At 71.2% G+C, this 17,918-nt stretch carries 11 protein-coding genes; 4 read left to right on the top strand and 7 right to left on the bottom strand.

Annotated elements, in window-relative coordinates:
* Position 1: 1 nt before the first annotated feature.
* Positions 2 to 418, top strand: coding sequence for a hypothetical protein (locus tag RH861_RS02970; RefSeq protein ID WP_310519680.1), 417 nt, complete (start codon positions 2 to 4; stop codon positions 416 to 418).
* A gap of 158 nt (positions 419 to 576) precedes the next feature.
* On the opposite strand, the gene pulA is transcribed toward RH861_RS02970, so the two are convergent.
* Positions 577 to 6,834, bottom strand: coding sequence for a pullulanase-type alpha-1,6-glucosidase (pulA, locus tag RH861_RS02965; RefSeq protein WP_310519679.1), 6,258 nt, complete (start codon positions 6,832 to 6,834; stop codon positions 577 to 579).
* Positions 6,835 to 7,069: 235 nt separating this feature from the next.
* On the opposite strand from pulA, the gene RH861_RS02960 reads away from it, so the two are divergent.
* Positions 7,070 to 9,172 (top strand): carbohydrate binding domain-containing protein, encoded by a 2,103-nt coding sequence (locus RH861_RS02960; protein WP_310519678.1) that lies wholly within the window; start codon positions 7,070 to 7,072, stop codon positions 9,170 to 9,172.
* Between the two features lie 249 nt (positions 9,173 to 9,421).
* Here RH861_RS02960 and ccsB read toward each other — a convergent pair whose 3' ends face one another.
* The 5 genes from ccsB to RH861_RS02935 form a co-directional block, all read right to left on the bottom strand.
* On the bottom strand, positions 9,422 to 10,417 hold the full coding sequence (gene ccsB, locus RH861_RS02955; protein WP_310520272.1) for a c-type cytochrome biogenesis protein CcsB: 996 nt from the start codon (positions 10,415 to 10,417) through the stop codon (positions 9,422 to 9,424).
* Positions 10,418 to 10,531: 114 nt separating this feature from the next.
* Complete coding sequence (resB, locus tag RH861_RS02950; RefSeq protein WP_310519677.1) at positions 10,532 to 12,334, bottom strand: cytochrome c biogenesis protein ResB; 1,803 nt, start codon at positions 12,332 to 12,334, stop codon at positions 10,532 to 10,534.
* Positions 12,312 to 13,064 (bottom strand): cytochrome c biogenesis CcdA family protein, encoded by a 753-nt coding sequence (locus tag RH861_RS02945; RefSeq protein ID WP_310519676.1) that lies wholly within the window; start codon positions 13,062 to 13,064, stop codon positions 12,312 to 12,314. The genes resB and RH861_RS02945 overlap by 23 nt, the downstream gene beginning before the upstream one ends.
* Positions 13,065 to 13,076: 12 nt before the next feature.
* The gene (locus RH861_RS02940; RefSeq protein ID WP_310519675.1) at positions 13,077 to 13,682 is read right to left on the bottom strand and encodes a TlpA family protein disulfide reductase; all 606 of its coding nucleotides are present in this window, start codon (positions 13,680 to 13,682) and stop codon (positions 13,077 to 13,079) included.
* Positions 13,682 to 14,326, bottom strand: coding sequence for a histidine phosphatase family protein (locus tag RH861_RS02935; RefSeq protein ID WP_310519674.1), 645 nt, complete (start codon positions 14,324 to 14,326; stop codon positions 13,682 to 13,684). The genes RH861_RS02940 and RH861_RS02935 overlap by 1 nt, the downstream gene beginning before the upstream one ends.
* 107 nt (positions 14,327 to 14,433) lie before the next feature.
* Between RH861_RS02935 and aspS the strand changes: the two genes are divergently transcribed.
* Positions 14,434 to 15,777 (top strand): aspartate--tRNA(Asn) ligase, encoded by a 1,344-nt coding sequence (gene aspS, locus RH861_RS02930; RefSeq protein WP_310519673.1) that lies wholly within the window; start codon positions 14,434 to 14,436, stop codon positions 15,775 to 15,777.
* Between the two features lie 68 nt (positions 15,778 to 15,845).
* Here aspS and RH861_RS02925 read toward each other — a convergent pair whose 3' ends face one another.
* Entirely contained in the window at positions 15,846 to 16,754 is a 909-nt protein-coding gene (locus RH861_RS02925; protein WP_310519672.1) for an endonuclease domain-containing protein, read from the bottom strand.
* Positions 16,755 to 17,005: 251 nt separating this feature from the next.
* Here RH861_RS02925 and RH861_RS02920 point away from each other — a divergent pair, with 251 nt between their 5' ends.
* Positions 17,006 to 17,917: a formylglycine-generating enzyme family protein gene (locus RH861_RS02920; protein ID WP_310520271.1), complete on the top strand. Its 912-nt coding sequence runs from the start codon at positions 17,006 to 17,008 to the stop codon at positions 17,915 to 17,917.
* The last annotated feature ends 1 nt before the right edge of the window (position 17,918 follow it).

The following is a 17,918-nucleotide window of genomic DNA, read 5'->3' as shown; positions in this document are numbered from 1 at the left end:
CATGATCTCCAGGACCATGACCAACATCGGCGCCGGCGTTGCACTGGCCGCCGCAGCGGTGCTCGGCACGGGCGCCGCCGCGTACGCCCACGAGTGCTTCAACCCGAACCGCTCGGAGCAGGGCAACGCGGGCGCGTCGAACTCGCAGGCGTGGCTCACGGTGCACGTCGAGGAGCTCACCTCGCACCTCGACGACGTGACCGCCTCCTGCGTGCTCGACGCGTACGCCGGGACCGGCGCACCCTCGTCGTTCACCATCTTGGTGAAGGGCGCGAACGGCCAGGGCGGGACGATCGCCTCGAACAACCCGCACCCGGACAAGGCGTCCGACGGCACCGGCATCGACCAGATCTTCGCCGCCCACGGCACCGACATCATGGGCAGCTTCGACGCCTGCGGGGCCGAGCTGCCGTTCTGAGGATCCGGCCTCCGCACCGCGGTGCGGACACGACGATGCCCGGCGCGTAGGGAGCGCCGGGCATCGCCGTGTGCGCGGGTCGTCGCCCGGGCGGGGGGACCCGGGCGACGGGCCGAGCGTCCGGGCGGAGCGGCGCACACCCGCCCCGCCCGGCCGCGTCAGGCCGTGCCGCGCAGTCGCCGCACGCGGGGCGCGGCGAGCATCAGGCCGACCGCGAGCAACGCGATCGCGAGGAACCCGGCGAGGCTCGCCTGCAGGCCCGTGAGCCCGAGCGAGTTCACCGCCGTGAGCTCCGCCACCGCCTCGGTGCCCGAGGCGACGCCGATCAGCCGGATGTGGTGGTCGCCGAGCTCGGTGCCCTCGGGGATGCCGATCTCGAACTCGACCGTGCCGTCCGCGGAGGCGGGCTGCGCCTCCATGAGCGTCGGCGTCGACTCCAGCCACACCTGCACGAGCTCGCCCTTCGCGAAGCCCTTCCCGGACACGGCCAGGGTCGAGCCGGTCTGCACCGACGCCGCGTCCAGGCGGACGACCGGCTTGCCGGGCTGCTCGGGCTTGCCGGGCTTCTCCGGCTTGCCCGGCTTCTCGGGCTTGTCGGGCTTGCCGGGCTTGTCCGGCTTGCCGGGCTTGTCGGGCTTGCCCGGCTTGTCGGGCTTGCCCGGCTTGTCGGGCTTGCCGCCGCCGGGCTCGGCCTGGTCGTCGACGAGCACCGCCGCCGTGCGGGCCGGGATCGTGAGCGTGCCGGTCGCGGCCTCCCACGCGGTCTGCTTGACGACCGCGTCGGTCCCGTCCGCGAGCGCCGGGGCGAGGGCGAACCCGCGACCGGCGAGTCCGTCCACCGCCTCGGTGATCGGCTCGGCGGAGGCGTTGAACACGACCAGCGCACCCTCGAGCTCGGCGTCGACGTCGTCGCCCACGAGGTCGTCGATGAGCATCACGATGAGCCCGTCCGTGGCATCCGCACCGCTGTTCGGGAACGACACCTTCTGCGTGATGAGCTCGGCCGAGCCCAGCTTGAGCAGGTCGACGCTGTCGCGCACGCGCAGCAGGTCGAGCGCGGCGGCCTCGGCGGCGGCGATGTCCGCCGGAGCGGGCTTCAGCGCCGGGTCGGCGAGCAGCGTCGCCATCGTCGGCCAGTGGTCCTCGTTGTCGGACTTCATCGGCAGGCCCGACCCGAACGTCGACTCCTGGCCGGTCCAGTCGATCCGGTTGAACCAGTCGCCCGAGTTGTAGCTGTTGCGGTCGAGCGACTTCGAGCGGAGCAGCTCGGTGCCGGCATGCCAGAACGACGGGCTCTGCGAGAACGTCACGGTCGCGAGCGACAGCGTGTTCATGCGGATGCGGTCGGCCATCGACGTCTCCTGCGGCAACTTCAGCACGCCGAGGTCGAACAGCGTCTCGTTGTCATGCGCGTCGACGTAGTTGATGACCTCCTCGGGGTGGTCCGCGTAGCCGGCCGGCGACCCGTTGTAGTCGACCTCGGCGCCCGACTTCAGCACCCCGTCGTACCCGGTGAACTGGAAGTCGCGCAGGTTGCCCGCGAGGCCGATCTTCACCAGGTCGGTCTGCTGGCCGAGGTTCCGGATGCCGTCCCGCACGGGCAGGCCGTTCGGCTCGCCCGCGAGGCCGGTGCCGAAGCCCTGCTCGTACTTCGAGTCGCCCGCGACCGGGCTGCCGCCGTGCACGCCGTCACGCAGCCGGTCGTTGAACGTCGCGATGCCCGTGCCGCCGAGTTGGCCCTGCGAGGCCTGCTCGAACCGCGCGTTGTTCGCGACCTCGCCGAAGTTCCAGCCCTCGCCGTAGAGGAAGACCTTCGAGCCGTCGACGCCGTCCTCGGCGAGCGTGAGCTCGTCGAGCGCCGCGCGCACGGCCAGGAGGTTCGCCTTGGAGTGGTGGCCCATCAGGTCGAAGCGGAAGCCGTCGACCTTGTACTCCTTCACCCAGAGCACGGTCGAGTCGACCATGAGCTTCTCGGCGACGGCGTGCTCGGTCGCGACGTTCTGGCAGCACGTCGAGGTCTCGACGCCGCCGGTGGCGTTCAGGCGGTGGTAGTAGCCGGGCACGACCTTGTCGAGCACCGACTTCTCGCCCTGGCCCGACTCGGCGGTGTGGTTGTACACCTCGTCGAGCACGACCTGCATGCCCGTGGCGTGCAGGGCGCCGACCATCTCGCGGAACTCCGCGACGCGTGCGCCGCCGTCGGGGTCGACCGCGTAGGAGCCCTCGGGCGCCTGGAAGTGGTACGGGTCGTAGCCCCAGTTGAAGCCGTCGAGGTCGCGGATCGCCTCGATGCAGGCCTGCTGCTCCTCCGACGCCGGACCGTACGACTCGAGGTCGCAGTCGGGGGTCGCCTGCTGGTCGCGGCGCTCCTCGATGGTCGCGATGTCGAACGTGGGCAGCAGGTGCACCGTGTTGATGCCGGCCGCGGCGAGCTCACGCAGCTGCGCACTGCCCGCACTGTTGCGGGTGAACGCCCGGTAGGTGCCGCGCTCGGCCTCGGGCACCGTCTCATCGGTGATCGAGAAGTCGCGCACGTGCAGCTCGTAGATCGCCCGGTCGACCTGCCGCTCGACGACCGGTGCGGGCGTCTCGGCCCACAGCTCGGGTGCGAGCGCCGGGTCGTCGAGGTCGACGACGACGGTGCGGGCGGAGTTCACGGTGAGCGCGACCGAGTACGGGTCGGTCACCGAGTTGCGCTCCACCTCACCGGTGGTCGGGGCGTACACCTCGACGAGCCAGCGGTACTCGTCGCCCGCCTCGATGCCCTCGTCGACCGACCACGCGCCGGACTCGGCGTCGAACTCGGCCGGCAGCACCTCGGGGTCGCCCGTCGCGCCGGCGGCCCAGACCTGGGCCGACACCGACTTCGCGGTCGGCGCCCAGACCGACAGGCTCGCGGCGTCGCCGTCGACCGTGGCGCCGAGCGAGGCGGATGCCACGCCCTGGGCGTAGAGGTCGTCGAGCACGCCCGGCAGCTGCACGCCGGTCATCGCGGTGAGCTCGTCGCCGGCGCGCTGCGCCACCTGGAGCTCGCCGGTGACGAGTTCGGCGATCGCCGCGCGGTCGAGGCCGACGGGCCGGAGCGCCACGTAGCTCGCGAGATGCGGGAACCGCGCGGTGAGCTCCGCGCCGATGCCCACGGGCTCGTGGGCGAGCTCGACCGTCCGGTCGGCGCCAGTCACGGCGCCGTCGGCGGTGCCGAGCCCGCCGTCGGCGGCGAACTCGAGCGTGTAGGCGCGGTCGGCCGCGTTCGCTCCGCCGAGGAGCGAGGCGGGCCAGGCGAGCGTCTCGGCGTCGAGCCAGTACGCGCGCTGCTGTCCGGTACCCGCGAGCGGCGGGTCGGCCACGACGACCTCGAGCACGTGGGTCTCGAGCGTGTAGCGGAAGGTGACGAACTCGCCGTCCTTGCCGACGACGAACGAGATGTTGCCGCCGTTGCGGACGCCGTCGAGGCCGTAGTTCTCATCCCACGACAGGCCGTGCGCGACCTTCAGTTCGTACGAGCCGGCCGGCAGGCCGTTCGTCGAGAACTCGTAGACGCCGTCCTTGTCGCCGTCCTGCGCGAAGGTGACCATGCAGTCTGGCTGCCAGTCGCCGGGGCAGCCGAGTTCCGACTGCATGCTGCCGGGAAGCGTGACGATCGGCCCCTCGGCGGTCGACGAGAACACCTTGCTGCGCGGGTCCCAGTAGAAGGTGACCGCGCCGCCGCCCGTCGTGTAGGTCGCGTTCGCGCCGTCCTGCACGCCGTTGGCGCCGTAGTTCAGCGCCCAGCTGCCGTTGATCGCGACCTTGTACTCGTACGTGCCGGCCGGGATCTGGAACGTGCCGGCGTAGATGCCGTCGGCGCGCTTGGTGAGCTTCGCGGCCTCGCAGCCGGGCTGCCAGTCGCCCGGGCAGCCCATCTCCGAGTTGTGGCTGCCGGGGACGGTGACGAGCTCGATGTCGGTCTCGGGCTCCTCGACGACCGCGAGGTTCACGGCGTTGCCGACCGAGGCGTAGGTCGATGCGGCGGCGCGGTTGCCCGCGGCATCCGTCGACACGGCCCGGTACTCCACCAGCGTGCCCGTCGCGAGGCCCGCGGTGTCGTGGTAGACGCGCGGCGTCGTGTCCTCGGCGGTACCGAGCGGCGTCCACTCGTCTGAACCGGCCACGCGCCAGGCGAAGCTCGTCTCCTGCCAGGTTGCGTCGGCGACGTCGGCCGAGACGGGTGCGATGCCGGTGACGCCGGCGCCGGCGACGGGCACGTCGACGGCGATGGCGGATGCCGCCTCAGGGGCGGTCACCTCGCGGTCGGCCTTCCACACGACGGCGCCGAGCGCCGGCACGGTGACGGATGCCACGCCGTCGGCGTTCGCGGTCACCGCGTCGCCGCCGCCGTACAGCACCTCGAACGCGCCGTCGGCGGTGAGCGTCGAGACCTCCACCGTCTTCGACTCGTTCGCGTTGTTCACGGCCACGAGGTACTCGACCTTCTCGTCGCGGTCGACGCGGCTGAACGCGTACACGCCCGCGCCGTCGGCGACGAAGCGCTCGATCTGCGCGCCCTGCTCGAGCGCCGGGTGCGCCTTGCGCAGCTCGGCGAGCCCGGCGATGTGCTCGTAGAGCGGCGCGTCGGTGCCGTAGCGGTCGACGCTGCCGGCGTTCTCGCCGGTGACGAGCGGCTGGTTCACGTACTCGTCGACCTGGCTCGCGAAGAGCGTCTGGCGAGCGTCCTTGTCGCCGCCCGTGCCCGCGAAGCCCTGCTCGTCGCCGTAGTAGACGACCGGCTGCCCGCGCGTGAGGTACATGAGCTCGTGCGCGAGCTCGTTGCGCTGCACCGCGGTGGCGCCCGAGTTCGCGAGGAAGTAGCCGATGCGACCCATGTCGTGGTTGCCGAGGAAGGTCGGCAGTGCCGTGGCCGACGAGTCGGGCGTCGTGTAGTAGTCGTCACCGGCGAACAGCGACTGCAGGTTCTTCGCCGAGTTGCCCGCCGCGAACGACACGGCCTGCGACTGGAAGGTGAAGTCGAGGACCGAGTTCATGTCGGTCTTGCGCACGTACGGCGACAGCTTCACCGGGTCGGCGTCGTAGACCTCGCCGAACATGAAGAAGTCGGGCTTGCCCTGGGCATGGGCGTAGTCGAGGACCTCGGTCGACCACTCCTCCCAGAACTCGAAGTTCACGTGCTTGGCCGTGTCGATGCGGAAGCCGTCGATGCCGAGGTCGACCCAGTCCTGGTACACGTCGATGAAGCCGTCGACCACGGTCGGGTGCTCGGTCATCAGGTCGTCGAGGCCGACGAAGTCGCCGAACGTCACCGATTCGCCCGACCAGGTCGAGTCGCCGCGGTTGTGGTACAGCGTCGGGTCGTTGAGCCACGCGGGGACCTTGACGTCGGCCTCCTCGGGCGCGACGGTCGGCGTGTACGGAAAGCTCGTGGCCGGGTCGAGCGCCGGGAAGTCGGCGCTGCCCGCGATGGTGCTCGGGTCGAACACGTTGCCGTCGGCGTCGCGGTACGGGCTCGTGGCCTTGTCGATGTACGAGTACTGGCCCTCCTCGTACGAGATCACGTCGGCCGTGTGGTTCGTGATGATGTCGAAGTAGACCTTGATGCCGCGCTCGTGCGCCTCGTCGATGAGCGCCTCGAGTTCGGCATTCGTGCCGAGGTGCGGGTCGATCTGGGTGAAGTCGGTGATCCAGTAGCCGTGGTAGCCGGCGCTCGCGTTCGCACCCTCGCCCTGCACGGGCTTGTTCTTGAAGCTCGGCGTGAACCAGATGGCGGTCGTGCCGAGGCCCTCGATGTAGTCGAGGTGATCGCGGATGCCCTGGATGTCGCCCCCGTGGTAGAAGCCCTTGTCGGTGGGGTCGAAGCCGTGCGCGAGGCGGTCTCCCTCGATGCCGGCGGTGTCGTTCGACTCGTCGCCGTTGGCGAAGCGGTCGGTCATGACGAAGTAGAAGTTCTCGGCGCTGCCCGCCTGGCGGACGGGCGGCAGCGCGAGCGCGGCATCCGCCTGCTCGTCGTACGCGCCACGGGTGCTCAGCAGCTCGAGGCCGACGCGCTTCTGGGTGTCGTCGAACACGACGCGCACGTCGGTGTCGCCGCCGACCGTGAGCGGGATGTTGTCGCCGCCCCCGTCGAGACCCCACGAGGCGTCCCACGCGTCGTTCGCCGCGACCTTGTACTCGTACGAGCCCGCCGGGACGGTGAACTCGGCGGCGTACAGGCCCGCGGTGTCGGTGGGCAGCAGCTCGGTGGCCTCGCAGCTCGGCTGCCAGTCCTCGGAACAGCCCAGTTCGCTCTGCAGCGAACCGACGAGTGCGAACGTGTCGCCCTCCTCGGCCGCAGCCCCGATGGGAACGACGGCGAGCACGGATGCCGCGACGGCGCCCGTCACCCCCAATGCCAACCAGCTGCGAGCGCGCGCTCGATGCGTCATCTTCGACTCCCGATTTCACGGCACGACGACGTGCCTGAACGACATTGGGTGCGACGCTATCGCGGCAGCACGGTTAATGCAAACGCTTGCAACACACCTCTTGCGCTCGTCGGACCCCGTGCCTATCTTGGGGGGCAGTCGTCGTCGTGACGCGGCTGCCGCAGCGACGCGGCAGTGGCGCGGTCTTCTCAGGGATCCCGGCCTGGAACCGCAGAACTGCAAAGGAATCGGCTCCATGACAGGCCTTCCCGACTCCGGGACGCTTCGACGCCCCGGCCCGCGCAAGCGTTTGCGAACGCTGATCGCAGTCACCGCCGCCGCGGTCCTCGCCGGCCTCGCCGCGATCGGTCCCGGCGCCCCCGCCGACCCCGCCGAGGCGGCCGCCCCCGGCCCGAAGGACGCCACCGCGGTGCTCTTCTCGTACACCTGGAACGCCATCGCCCGCGAGTGCACCGAGAACCTCGGCCCCGCCGGCTACGGCTACGTGCAGACCTCGCCGCCGCAGGAGCACGTGCAGGGCCCGCAATGGTGGATCCACTACCAGCCCGTCAGCTACCGCGTCGAGTCGCGCCTCGGCACGCGCGCCGAGTTCAAGGCCATGGTCGACACGTGCCACGCGGCCGGCGTGAAGGTCATCGCCGACGCCGTCATCAACCACATGAGCGGGTACAGCGCGGGCGGCGTCGGCTGGGCCGGCTCGTCCTTCCAGCACTACTCGTACCCCGGCATCTACCAGTCGCAGGACTTCCACTCGTGCCGACGCGACATCGCGAACTACCAGGACCGGTGGGAGGTGCAGGAGTGCAACCTCGTGAACCTCGCCGACCTGAACACCGGCTCGGCCTACGTGCAGGGCCGCATCGCCGCGTACCTCGACGACCTCGTCTCGCTCGGCGTCGACGGGTTCCGGATCGACGCCGTCAAGCACATCTCGGCGGCCGACATGAACGGCATCCTCTCGCGCGTCAACGACCAGGCGCGTCTCTACCTCGTGCAGGAGGTCATCCGCGCCGACGAACCCGTGCAGCCCGAGGAGTACCTGGGCCTCGGCGACATCCACGAGTTCGCGTACGCGCGCAAGCTCAAGGAGGCGTTCGGCGGCCGCACCCTGAACTGGCTCATCAGCGGCGCCGGCATCGGCCCGAGCTGGGCCGGCTTCCTGCAGAACGCGGATGCGGCGGTGTTCGTCGACAACCACGACACCGAGCGCAACGGCGAGACGCTCAGCTACCGGGACGGCGCGGCGTACGACCTCGCGCAGGTGTTCACACTCGCGTGGAACTACGGTTCGCCGTCGATCCACTCCGGCTACCAGTTCTCGAACAAGGACGCCGGACCGGCGCTCGCAGGCGACGGACGCGTGGTCGATCCCGTGTGCGGCCAGAACGGCTGGACCTGCAAGCACGCCCAGACGAACATCGAGAACATGGTCGGCTTCCGCACGGCCACCTACGGCACCGCCATCACGAACAAGTGGGACAACGGCTCGTCGGCGATCGCGTTCGGTCGCGGCGACAAGGGCTTCGTCGCCATCAACCGCGGCACCGGGGCGGTCGACCGCACCTGGCAGACGTCCCTGCCGGCCGGGCGCTACTGCAACGTGATCGTGGGGCTGCCGACGGCGAGCGGATGCAGCGCCGGAGGCGTGATCACGGTCGACTCGAGCGGTCGGTTCGCGGCATCCGTCGCCGCCGACACCGCGCTCGCCCTGCATGTCGGCGCGAAGGCCGGCGGCACCGGCACGACCCCGCCGCCGACCGGATCGACGATGACCGTGTACTTCGCGACCACGAAGGGCTGGACGAACCACTACGTGCACCACCGCGTCGGCTCGGGCGCATGGACCGCCCTGCCCGGCGCAGCGATGGCGGCGGCGTGCACCGGTTGGGTGTCGAGGACCATCGACCTCGGATCCGCGACGGGCATCACCGCGGCGTTCACCGACGGCGCGGGCGCTTGGGACAACAACGGCGGCCGCGACTACGCGCTGACCGGATCCGTCGCCGCCGTGAAGGACGGGGTCGTCACCGCGACGAACCCGTGCGCCGCGCAGCCCACCTCGACCACGGTGTACTACGCGACCGGATGGAGCACCGCGAACATCCACTACCGCGTCGGCTCGGGGTCGTGGACCGCCGTGCCTGGCGTCGCGATGGCGAACGCCTGCGCGGGCTGGAAGTCGAAGACCATCGAGCTCGGCGCGGCATCCGGCATCACTGCGGCCTTCAACAACGGCGCCGGCACGTGGGACAACAACGGCGGGAAGGACTACGCGATCGGGGCGGGCGCGATGAAGGTGCAGAACGGCACCGTCACCGCCGGGAACCCGTGTAGCTGAGAGACCTCACGGCGGCCGGGGCTTCCGGCGCCGTGAGCCGGGAAGGGGCGGCGTCGGCGATCGCGTCGGCGTCGCCCTGCCTCCGTCGGCTCGAGTCCGGACTGCCAGCCTCGCTACTCGCGCACGAACCGACGGCGGCGCCGCGGCAGCCGCTCGAGTGCGCGGTTTCGCGACGAGCGCGCATGCCTGTTGGCGCGCACTGGTCGCGAAACCGCGCGCTCGACGAAGGGACGCGCGCGGGCGGCCGGATCAGAGACCCGAGTACGCGTGCAGGCCCTTGAAGAACAGGTTCACCACGGTGAAGTTGAACAGCACCGCCGAGAAGCCGATGATCGCGAGCCACGCCGAGCGGGTGCCGCGCCAGCCGCGCGTCGCGCGAGCGTGGATGTAGCCGGCGTAGACCACCCAGATGATGAAGGTCCACACCTCCTTGGTGTCCCAGCCCCAGTAGCGGCCCCAGGCCTTCTCGGCCCAGATCGCTCCGGCCATGAGGGTGAAGGTCCAGAGGATGAAGCCGATGATGTTGATGCGGTACGCGAGGTTCTCGAGCGAGGCCGCGCTCGGGAGGGTCGCGAGGAACGACTTCTTCGCGGCATCCGCCGTCGCGGCGATCGCCTCGCGACGCGACTGCATGAGCTGCACGACCGACAGCGCGAAGCCGAGCGCGAAGAAGCCGACCGCGGCGGTCGCCACGAACACGTGGATGACGAGCCAGTACGACTGCAGCGCCGGCGGCAGCGGAACGACGCTGACGTAGAAGTTCACGGTCGCGACGCCGAGCGAGACGAGCACGAGGCCCGTGATGAACGTGCCGAGGAAGCGCAGGTCGGTCGTGCGCGAGAACGTGATGACGACGAGGTAGACGGTCGTGATGACGAGGGTGCCCGTGAGCGCGAACTCGTACATGTTGGCCCACGGCACGCGCTCGGCGGCGATACCGCGCAGCACCGTCGCGGCGAGGTGCAGCGCCCACGCGATCACGGTCATGGCCACGGCGACGCGCAGCGACGGCGAGCGGCCGTACGCGACGGCGCCGTCGCGGTCCGGTCGAGCGGATGCCGCCTTCGCCGGGGCGTTCGCCTTCACCGCGGTCTGCACGGAACCACCGGCCGCCGCGGTCGCGGCGGCCTTCGAGGTCGCGCCGGATGCGGCCGCGACCTGGGCGTCGGCCGCCGTGGCGGACGCCGCCGATCGCTTGGCGAGGTCGATCGAGTAGGCGATGAACGCGATCGCGTACACGGCCATGGCCGAGTACACGGAGAGGATGGAGATCTCGTCGAGCGTCACTGTTCTACCTTACGTCGAAGAATGTTCGGGTTCGCTGGGCGGGTCTCGGTACGCGTGCGGCTCCGCCGCGCACTACTCGGCCACCGGTTCCTTCCCGGCGTGCGCGTCGGCGAACTCCTCGACCGCGCGCTCGAGGCCCGGGTCATCGCCGCGGGCGAGGCCCGCGTACTGCAGCACCGTCGAGCCGTCCGCTCGGGTCACCGCCTTGACCCACATGCGCCGGCGCGGCACGAACAGCGACAGCAGCAGCCCACCGAGGATCAGCACCGAGAACACCAGCACCCAGCCCTGCGACGGGTCGTGGTGCACGTCGAACGAGGCGAACCGCGGCACGCTCTCGGAGTAGTCGCCGTCCGCGGAATCCGGGGTCGCGTTCTCGAACTCGACCGTGCCGAGCCCGTTCGGCAGCTCGGCGGACTCGCCCGGCATGAGCTCGATCGAGTCGACGCCGGTCTGGCCGCCCGTGAGCTGCTCCATGCCGCTCGTGTCGAGCTGGTAGACCGAGCGCGGGGTGCCCTCGTCGATGCCGAGGTCGCCCTGGAACACGTTGAGCGTCAGGACGGGATACACGAGGTCGGGGTACGACGACGTGAACGCGCCGGACGACAGCGTGGTCTGCGTCGGATAGAAGAAGCCGACCATGCCGACCTGCTCGTCGAGGCCGTCCGGCACCTTGACGACGCCGATCGAGGTGAGGTTCGCGTCCTGCGGGAGGAACGGCACCGAGTCGGTGAACACGACCTCGCCGTCGGGGTCGCGGACCGTGATCGTCGGGGCGTACCCGTTGCCGAGCAGGTACACGTCGGTGCCGTACTCGTAGAGCGGCTCGTTGACCTTGAGCTCGCGGGCCGCCGCCTCGCCGTCGCCCGTGATCGAGACGCGCGCCGTGAAGTCGATCGGCTGCCCGAGCGCGTCGCGGTTCTCGGTCTCGTAGACCGCCTCGAGCTCGTCGAGCGTGAGCCGGTACGGGGTGAGCGACGTGTCGTCGAAGAACCGGCCGGGGTTGAACGAGTCGTAGGCGGCGAGGGTGTTCACGAACGACTGGCCCTCGACGATGACGCGCTGACCCGCGAAGCCGAACCCGCCCCCGATGCCGACGGCGACGAGCACGCCGACGAGCGCGGTGTGGAACACGAGATTGCCGGTCTCGCGCAGGTAGCCGCGCTCCGCCGAGACGGACGGCGCGCCGCGCACGTCGTAGCGCTCCACCCGGTATCCGGCGCGCTTCAGGTCGGCGGCGGCCCGCTCGATCGCGGACTCCGCGGTCGGGCCCTCATCCGTCGCGTCCGACGAGGCGAGGGGGCGCTCGACGTACGCCGGCAGCCGCTCGAGCCGCGCCGGGGTCTTCGGCGGCCGGGCACGCAGCGCCTGGAAGTGGTGCTTCGTGCGCGGCACGATGCAGCCGATGAGCGAGACGAACAGCAGCAGGTAGATCGACGAGAACCAGACCGACGTGTACACGTCGAACATCTGGAACGAGTCGAGCACCGGCGCGAGGTCGGGGTTGTCGGCGAAGTACTGCACGACGCCGTTCGGGTCGCTCGAGCGCTGCGGCACGAGCGAGCCGGGGATCGCGGCGATCGCGAGCAGCAGCAACAGCAGCAGCGCCGTGCGCATGCTCGTGAGCTGCCGCCACGCGAAGCGCAGCCACCCCACCGGTCCGAGCTTCGGCGCCGTGACGGCGTCGCCCCGGTTCCGGTCAGCGGATGCCGCGCGGCCGGGGTCGCCCGCGTCCGCGCCCGCGTCCGTGCCCGCACCCGCGTCCGCGCCCGTCGTGCCGTCGTCGTAGTCGGACGGGCGCAACGGGTCGACGCCGGTGTCGCGCGCGGACGCGGCATCCGCTCGCTCAGCCTCAGATCGCCGGGACGAAACCACTGATCACCGCCTGCAGGTCGTACATCCAGATGGTCCACAGGCCCGACACCATCAACAGGCCGATCACGATGAGCAGCGCGCCACCGACGATGTTCACCGCACGGATGTGGCGCCGCACGAACGCGAGCGCGTTCGCCGCCCAGCCGAACCCGAACGCGACGAGCACGAACGGGATCCCGAGCCCGATGCAGTACGCGAGGCCCAGCAGCGCACCGCGACCCGGGTTCGCGGAATCCGCGCTGAGCGCGAGCACGACGGCGAGGGTCGGGCCGATGCACGGCGTCCACCCGAGGCCGAACACGATGCCGAGCAGCGGTGCCCCCGCGAGCCCCGTCGCCGGACGCCACGACGGCTTGATCGTGCGCTGCAGGAACGTGAACTGCCCGATGAACACGAGACCCATGACCACCAGCACCACGCCGAGCACCCGGATGATCAGGTCGGAGTACAGCCGCAGCCATGCCCCGAGCACCCCGAACGCGGTCGTGAAGATGAGGAACACGAGCGTGAACCCGGCGATGAACAGCAGCACCCCGAGCAGCAGGCGACGACGCGCGCGGCGCTGCTCGTCGACCTCGGCGCTCGCCTCGGCGAACCCGCCCAGGTAGCCGAGGTACCCGGGCACGAGCGGCAGCACGCACGGTGACAGGAACGACACGAGGCCCGCCGCGATCGCGATGGGAACGGCCACGAGCAGCTGGCCGCTGAAGACGATCTCGCCGAGTTCCATCCGTCGCCGCCGCTACGCCGCCGCGGCCTCGTCGACGAGGTCGCCGACGATGGTCGACAGGATCGACGCGTCCTTCAGCTGCCCGAGGATCCGCGCCGCGACCCGGCCCTCGGCGTCGAGCACGAGCGTGGTCGGCACGGCCGACGGGGGCACGTCGCCCGCGAACGCGTACTGCACGGCGCCGTCGTTCACGTCGATGATCGACGGGTAGGTGATGCCGTAGTTCTCCTCGAAGGATGCCGCGGTCGCCGCCTGGTCGCGAACGTTCACGCCGACGAACGCGGCGCCCTCGCCGTCGAACTCCTCGTGCACCTGCTGCAGCAGCGGCGCCTCGGCGCGGCACGGCGCGCAGCCGGCGTACCAGAAGTTCACGACCACGACCTCGCCCGCCAGGTCGGCCGAGTCGATCCTTTCGCCCTCGATGGACTCGCCCGCGAACTCGACCGGCTCGCCGCGCTGGTCGGCGGGGAACTCGGCGATCGTGCCGTCACCGGCGATGTAGCCCTTGTTGTCGCCCGCGCGGTACTGCTCGGCCAACGGGTCGCTCGAGCATCCGGCGAGCACGAGCACGGATGCCGCGGCGAGCGCCACCGCAGCGGAGAACCTCCGGTGGCCCATCACACCGCCCCCACATCGGTCGCCTGCTCCTGGAGCCCGGCGGCGGGGTCGCGGTACCCGACCTCGACGAAGCGGCGGCCGCGCCGCTCGAACGTGGTGATGCTCGAGAGCGCGCAGCGGCGGCGGCGCGGGTCGTGCGCGAGGGACTTGCCGGCCACGCGGCGGTGCACCATCCAGATCGGGAGCTGGTGGCTGACGAGCACCACGTCACCGCCGTCGACGGAGTCCGCGGCGTCGGTCATGGCGGCGAGCATGCGGTCGGCGATCGAGCGGAACGGCTCGCCCCAGCTCGGCTCCCACGGGTTGACGAGGAACGCCCAGTTGCGCACGTCGCGCAGGGCCGAGTCGCGCCCCGACATCCGCTTGCCCTCGAACCGGTTCGTCGGCTCGATGATGCGCTCATCGAACGTCGGCTCGAGCGAGAACGCCTTGCCGATCGGCTCAGCCGACTGCTGGGTGCGCTGCAGCGGCGAGGAGATGAGCGCGGCGACGTCGCGCTTGCGCATCGCGAGGTCGACCGCGGCCGCCTCGGCCATCGCGTGACCGAGGTCGCTCAGTCCGAAACCGGGGAGGCGACCGTAGAGCACGCCCTGGGGGTTGAAGACCTCGCCATGGCGCACGAGATGGATCTGCTCGGCCGGCACGCCCTCCAGTCTACGAAGCGGTTCCCTTTGAATCCCCCGAGCGCCGGCGCGGGAGCGGGAAGGAGCCCGGTCCGGCGGGGAAACCGCGGCCGGTAGGATGGGCGCTCGTGAACACGCGCACCCTGGTCAAGCAGCTCGCCGCCCTCCCCGACGGCCCCGTCACCGTCGCCGGATGGATCGAGACCGTCCGTGATCAGAAGAAGGTGCAGTTCATCATCCTGCGCGACGAGTCGGGCGCGGTGCAGCTCGTGAACCCGGCCGTGCGCGAGCTCGACCCCGAGGGCGTCAGCGTCGGCGCGGCCGAGGCGTTCGCGCTGACCGAGCAGATCTCGGCGCTCGGCCACGGCACGTTCATCACGGTCACTGGGCAGCTGAAGCACGACGAGCGCGTGAAGCTCGGCGGGCTCGAGGTGAAGATCGAGTCGCTCGAGGTCGTCACCGAGGCCGAGGAGACGCCGATCGCGGCGGACTCGAGCCTCGACAAGCGCATGGACTGGCGCTTCCTCGACCTGCGCCACCCGAAGCAGAATCTCATCTTCCGCGTGCAGACCACGTTCCTGCACGCGCTCCGCACGTACTGGGTCGAGCGCGACTGGGTGGAGATCCAGACGCCGAAGCTCATGGCCTCGGCATCCGAATCGCGGGCCGAGCTGTTCGAGCTCGGGTACTTCGAGGGCAAGGCGTACCTCGCGCAGAGCCCGCAGTTCTTCAAGCAGATGGCGCAGCCCGCGGGCCTCGGCCGCGTGTTCGAGGTGGGCCCGGCGTTCCGCGCCGACCCGTCGTTCACGTCGCGCCACGCGACGGAGTTCACGTCGATCGACGCCGAGATGAGCTGGATCGACTCGCACGACGACGTCATGCGGATGCACGAGGAACTCCTCGTCGCGGGCTTCACGGCCGTGAAGGAGAAGCACGGCGCCGAGATCGCCGAGCTGTTCGGCGTCGAGGTGACCGTGCCGACCACGCCGTTCCCGCGCATCCCGCTCGCCGAGGCGAAGGAGATCGTCGCGTCCCGCGGCTACGTCGTCCCGCGCGCCGACGCCGACATGGACCCGGAGGGCGAGCGCCAGATCTCGCAGTACGTCAAGGAGGAGCTCGGCCACGAGTTCGTCTTCCTCACCGACTACGCGTCGAGCATCCGGCCGTTCTACCACATGCGCCACGAGGGCGACCCGTCGCTCACGAACTCGTACGACCTGATCTACAACGGCGTCGAGATCTCGACGGGCGCGCAGCGCGAGCACCGCATCGACGTGCTCGTCGAGCAGGCGAAGGAGAAGGGCCTCGACCCCGAGGAGCTCGGGTTCTACCTCGACTTCTTCCGCTACGGCGTGCCTCCGCACGGCGGCTTCGGCATGGGCCTCGCGCGCCTGCTGATGCTCATGCTGCACGAGCACTCGATCCGCGAGACGACCTACCTCTTCCGCGGTCCCACCCGCCTGCTCCCCTGACCGTCTCCCCGTGAGCGCGTCGAGATGACGCGGAACGTCGTCCACCGGCCCGTGAACAGCCGATCGCGTCATCTCGCGGCCGACGCGGTCCAGCCGGCGGCGGCGAGGGCGTCGCGCACGCGTTCGATGCGGTCGCTGCGGCGACGGCCGACGTGCGTGGCGTTGAAGCGGATGACGCGCCACCCGGCGTGCGCCAGGTCGTCCAGCCGATCGACGTCGCGGCCGTACTGCCGCCGCTCGAGCCGGTGGTGCTCCCCGTCATACTCGACGATCACGCGCCACTCGGGGTAGACCAGGTCGGCGATGGCGATCTGCCGTCCGTGGGCGTCGTGGATCGCGACGTTCACCTCGGGCTCGGGCAGCCCCGCGTCGATGAGGTCGAGCCGGAGCTCGGTCTCAGCCGGCGAGTCCGTGCGGGCCCGCACCTTCGCGAGGGCGCGCACGAGCTTCCGGCTCCCGCGCCGCCCGGCCATGCGCCGCGTCGCGGCCCGCAGCTGCTCGAGCGTGGCCGGTGCATGGCGCCGGCGCACGAGCGCGTCGCCCAGCACGACCAGCTGCCGCTCGGTGAGCTCGGCCGCGAGCTGGCACCACGCGTCGACCGGCGAGACGACCCTCAGGCCGTCGAGCTCGACGACGCTGATCAGGTCGGGCCGGAGACGGTGCCCGCGGACTCCACGGGCGCGCGGGATCCCGTGGGGTTCGCACGCCCCCACGTCGATGAGCCCGTCGCCTCGCGACGGGACTGGGAGGCCGTGCAGTGCTGCCGCGGTCAGGTGCGTGAAGGCCTCGCAGGGCCGCATCCGCTCGCCGTACGCCCGGCATCGCACGCGCAGGTCTGGGTCGACGGATGCCGCGAGCCGGACCCCGTGGAACGGCCGGGTGAGATCGGCGCCCCGGAGCCGGCCCGGCCCGAGGCCGGCGGCCCGGCCCCGCTCGAGGGAGAACGGGCCGCTCGCGACCTCGTCCGGCAGTCTCACGCGCGCACCCACCGCGCCAGTGTCCCGCCCGCGCACCGACGCCCTCACCCGACCGCCCCTCCCCGTGGACGCGCCCCCCGTCCCCCCTTCCCTGTGGAGAACCAGTCCCCCCTCCCCCTCCCCACCCCCTCCCGGCCGTGAGATGACGCGAAGCGCCGCTTCGGCGCGCTCCACGAGCGATTCGCGTCATCTCACGGCCCGGCGCCGAGGGGCGGGCGTAGGCTCGGGGCGTGGGGGCGACGACGACCCGGATGGTGCGGCTGCCCGGCGGCGCGTTCCGCATGGGCTCGACCGAGCAGCCCGAGGAGGGCCCGGTCCACGTGCGCGAGGTGCGCGCGTTCGAGCTCGACGTGCACCCGGTGACGAACGCGCAGTTCGCCGCGTTCGTCGACGCCACCGGGTATCTCACGGTCGCCGAGCGCGACCTCGACCTGTCCGACTTCCCCGGCGCGGATCCGGCCGAGCTCGTGCCCGGGTCGCTCGTGTTCACGCCGACCGACGGGCCGGTCGACCTGCGCGACTGGCGCCAGTGGTGGCGGTGGGTGCCGGGCGCGAGCTGGCGGCATCCCTCCGGGCCGGGCACGACCGTCGACGACCGGCCGGACCACCCGGTCGTGCACGTCGCCTTCGAGGACGCCGCCGCCTACGCGGCCTGGGCCGGCAAGCGGCTCCCGACCGAGGCCGAGTTCGAGTTCGCGGCGCGCGGCGGGCTCGACGGCGCCCGGTTCGCGTGGGGCGACGAGGAACGCCCGGGCGGCCGCCTGATGGCGAACAGCTGGCAGGGCGACTTCCCGTACCGCAACATCGGGGCGAGCGGATGGCGCGGCACCTCCCCCGTCGGCGCCTTCCCGCCGAACGGCTACGGCCTCGTCGACATGACCGGCAACGTGTGGGAGTGGACGACCGACTACGCCACCCCGCGCCACGTCGTGCCGGGCGCCGAACCGGGCCGGGGCGTCGACCGCGGCGGCCGCCGCGACCTGCTGACGGATGCCGCGGCGAGCGCCGAACCCGGCTCGCGCATCCCCCGCCGGGTGCTCAAGGGCGGTTCGCACCTCTGCTCACCGCAGTACTGCCTCCGCTACCGACCCGCAGCCCGGTCGCCGCAGGCGGAGGACTCGTCGACGACGCACGTCGGCTTCCGCTGCGCGCGGGACGCCTGAC

It is taken from the genome of Agromyces indicus (genome assembly GCF_031432295.1).
GTDB lineage: Bacteria > Actinomycetota > Actinomycetes > Actinomycetales > Microbacteriaceae > Agromyces > Agromyces indicus.
This window is presented reverse-complemented; position numbering and strand designations above follow the sequence as displayed.

What these genes read in the sequence shown, in the direction of transcription:
- RH861_RS02970 (WP_310519680.1), top strand. Translation starts at nt 2, where the DNA reads ATGATCTCCAGGACCATGACCAACATCGGCGCCGGCGTTGCACTGGCC.
- pulA (WP_310519679.1), bottom strand. Translation starts at nt 6,834, where the DNA reads ATGACGCATCGAGCGCGCGCTCGCAGCTGGTTGGCATTGGGGGTGACG.
- RH861_RS02960 (WP_310519678.1), top strand. Translation starts at nt 7,070, where the DNA reads ATGACAGGCCTTCCCGACTCCGGGACGCTTCGACGCCCCGGCCCGCGC.
- ccsB (WP_310520272.1), bottom strand. Translation starts at nt 10,417, where the DNA reads ATGGCCGTGTACGCGATCGCGTTCATCGCCTACTCGATCGACCTCGCC.
- RH861_RS02945 (WP_310519676.1), bottom strand. Translation starts at nt 13,064, where the DNA reads ATGGAACTCGGCGAGATCGTCTTCAGCGGCCAGCTGCTCGTGGCCGTT.
- RH861_RS02940 (WP_310519675.1), bottom strand. Translation starts at nt 13,682, where the DNA reads ATGGGCCACCGGAGGTTCTCCGCTGCGGTGGCGCTCGCCGCGGCATCC.
- RH861_RS02920 (WP_310520271.1), top strand. Translation starts at nt 17,006, where the DNA reads ATGGTGCGGCTGCCCGGCGGCGCGTTCCGCATGGGCTCGACCGAGCAG.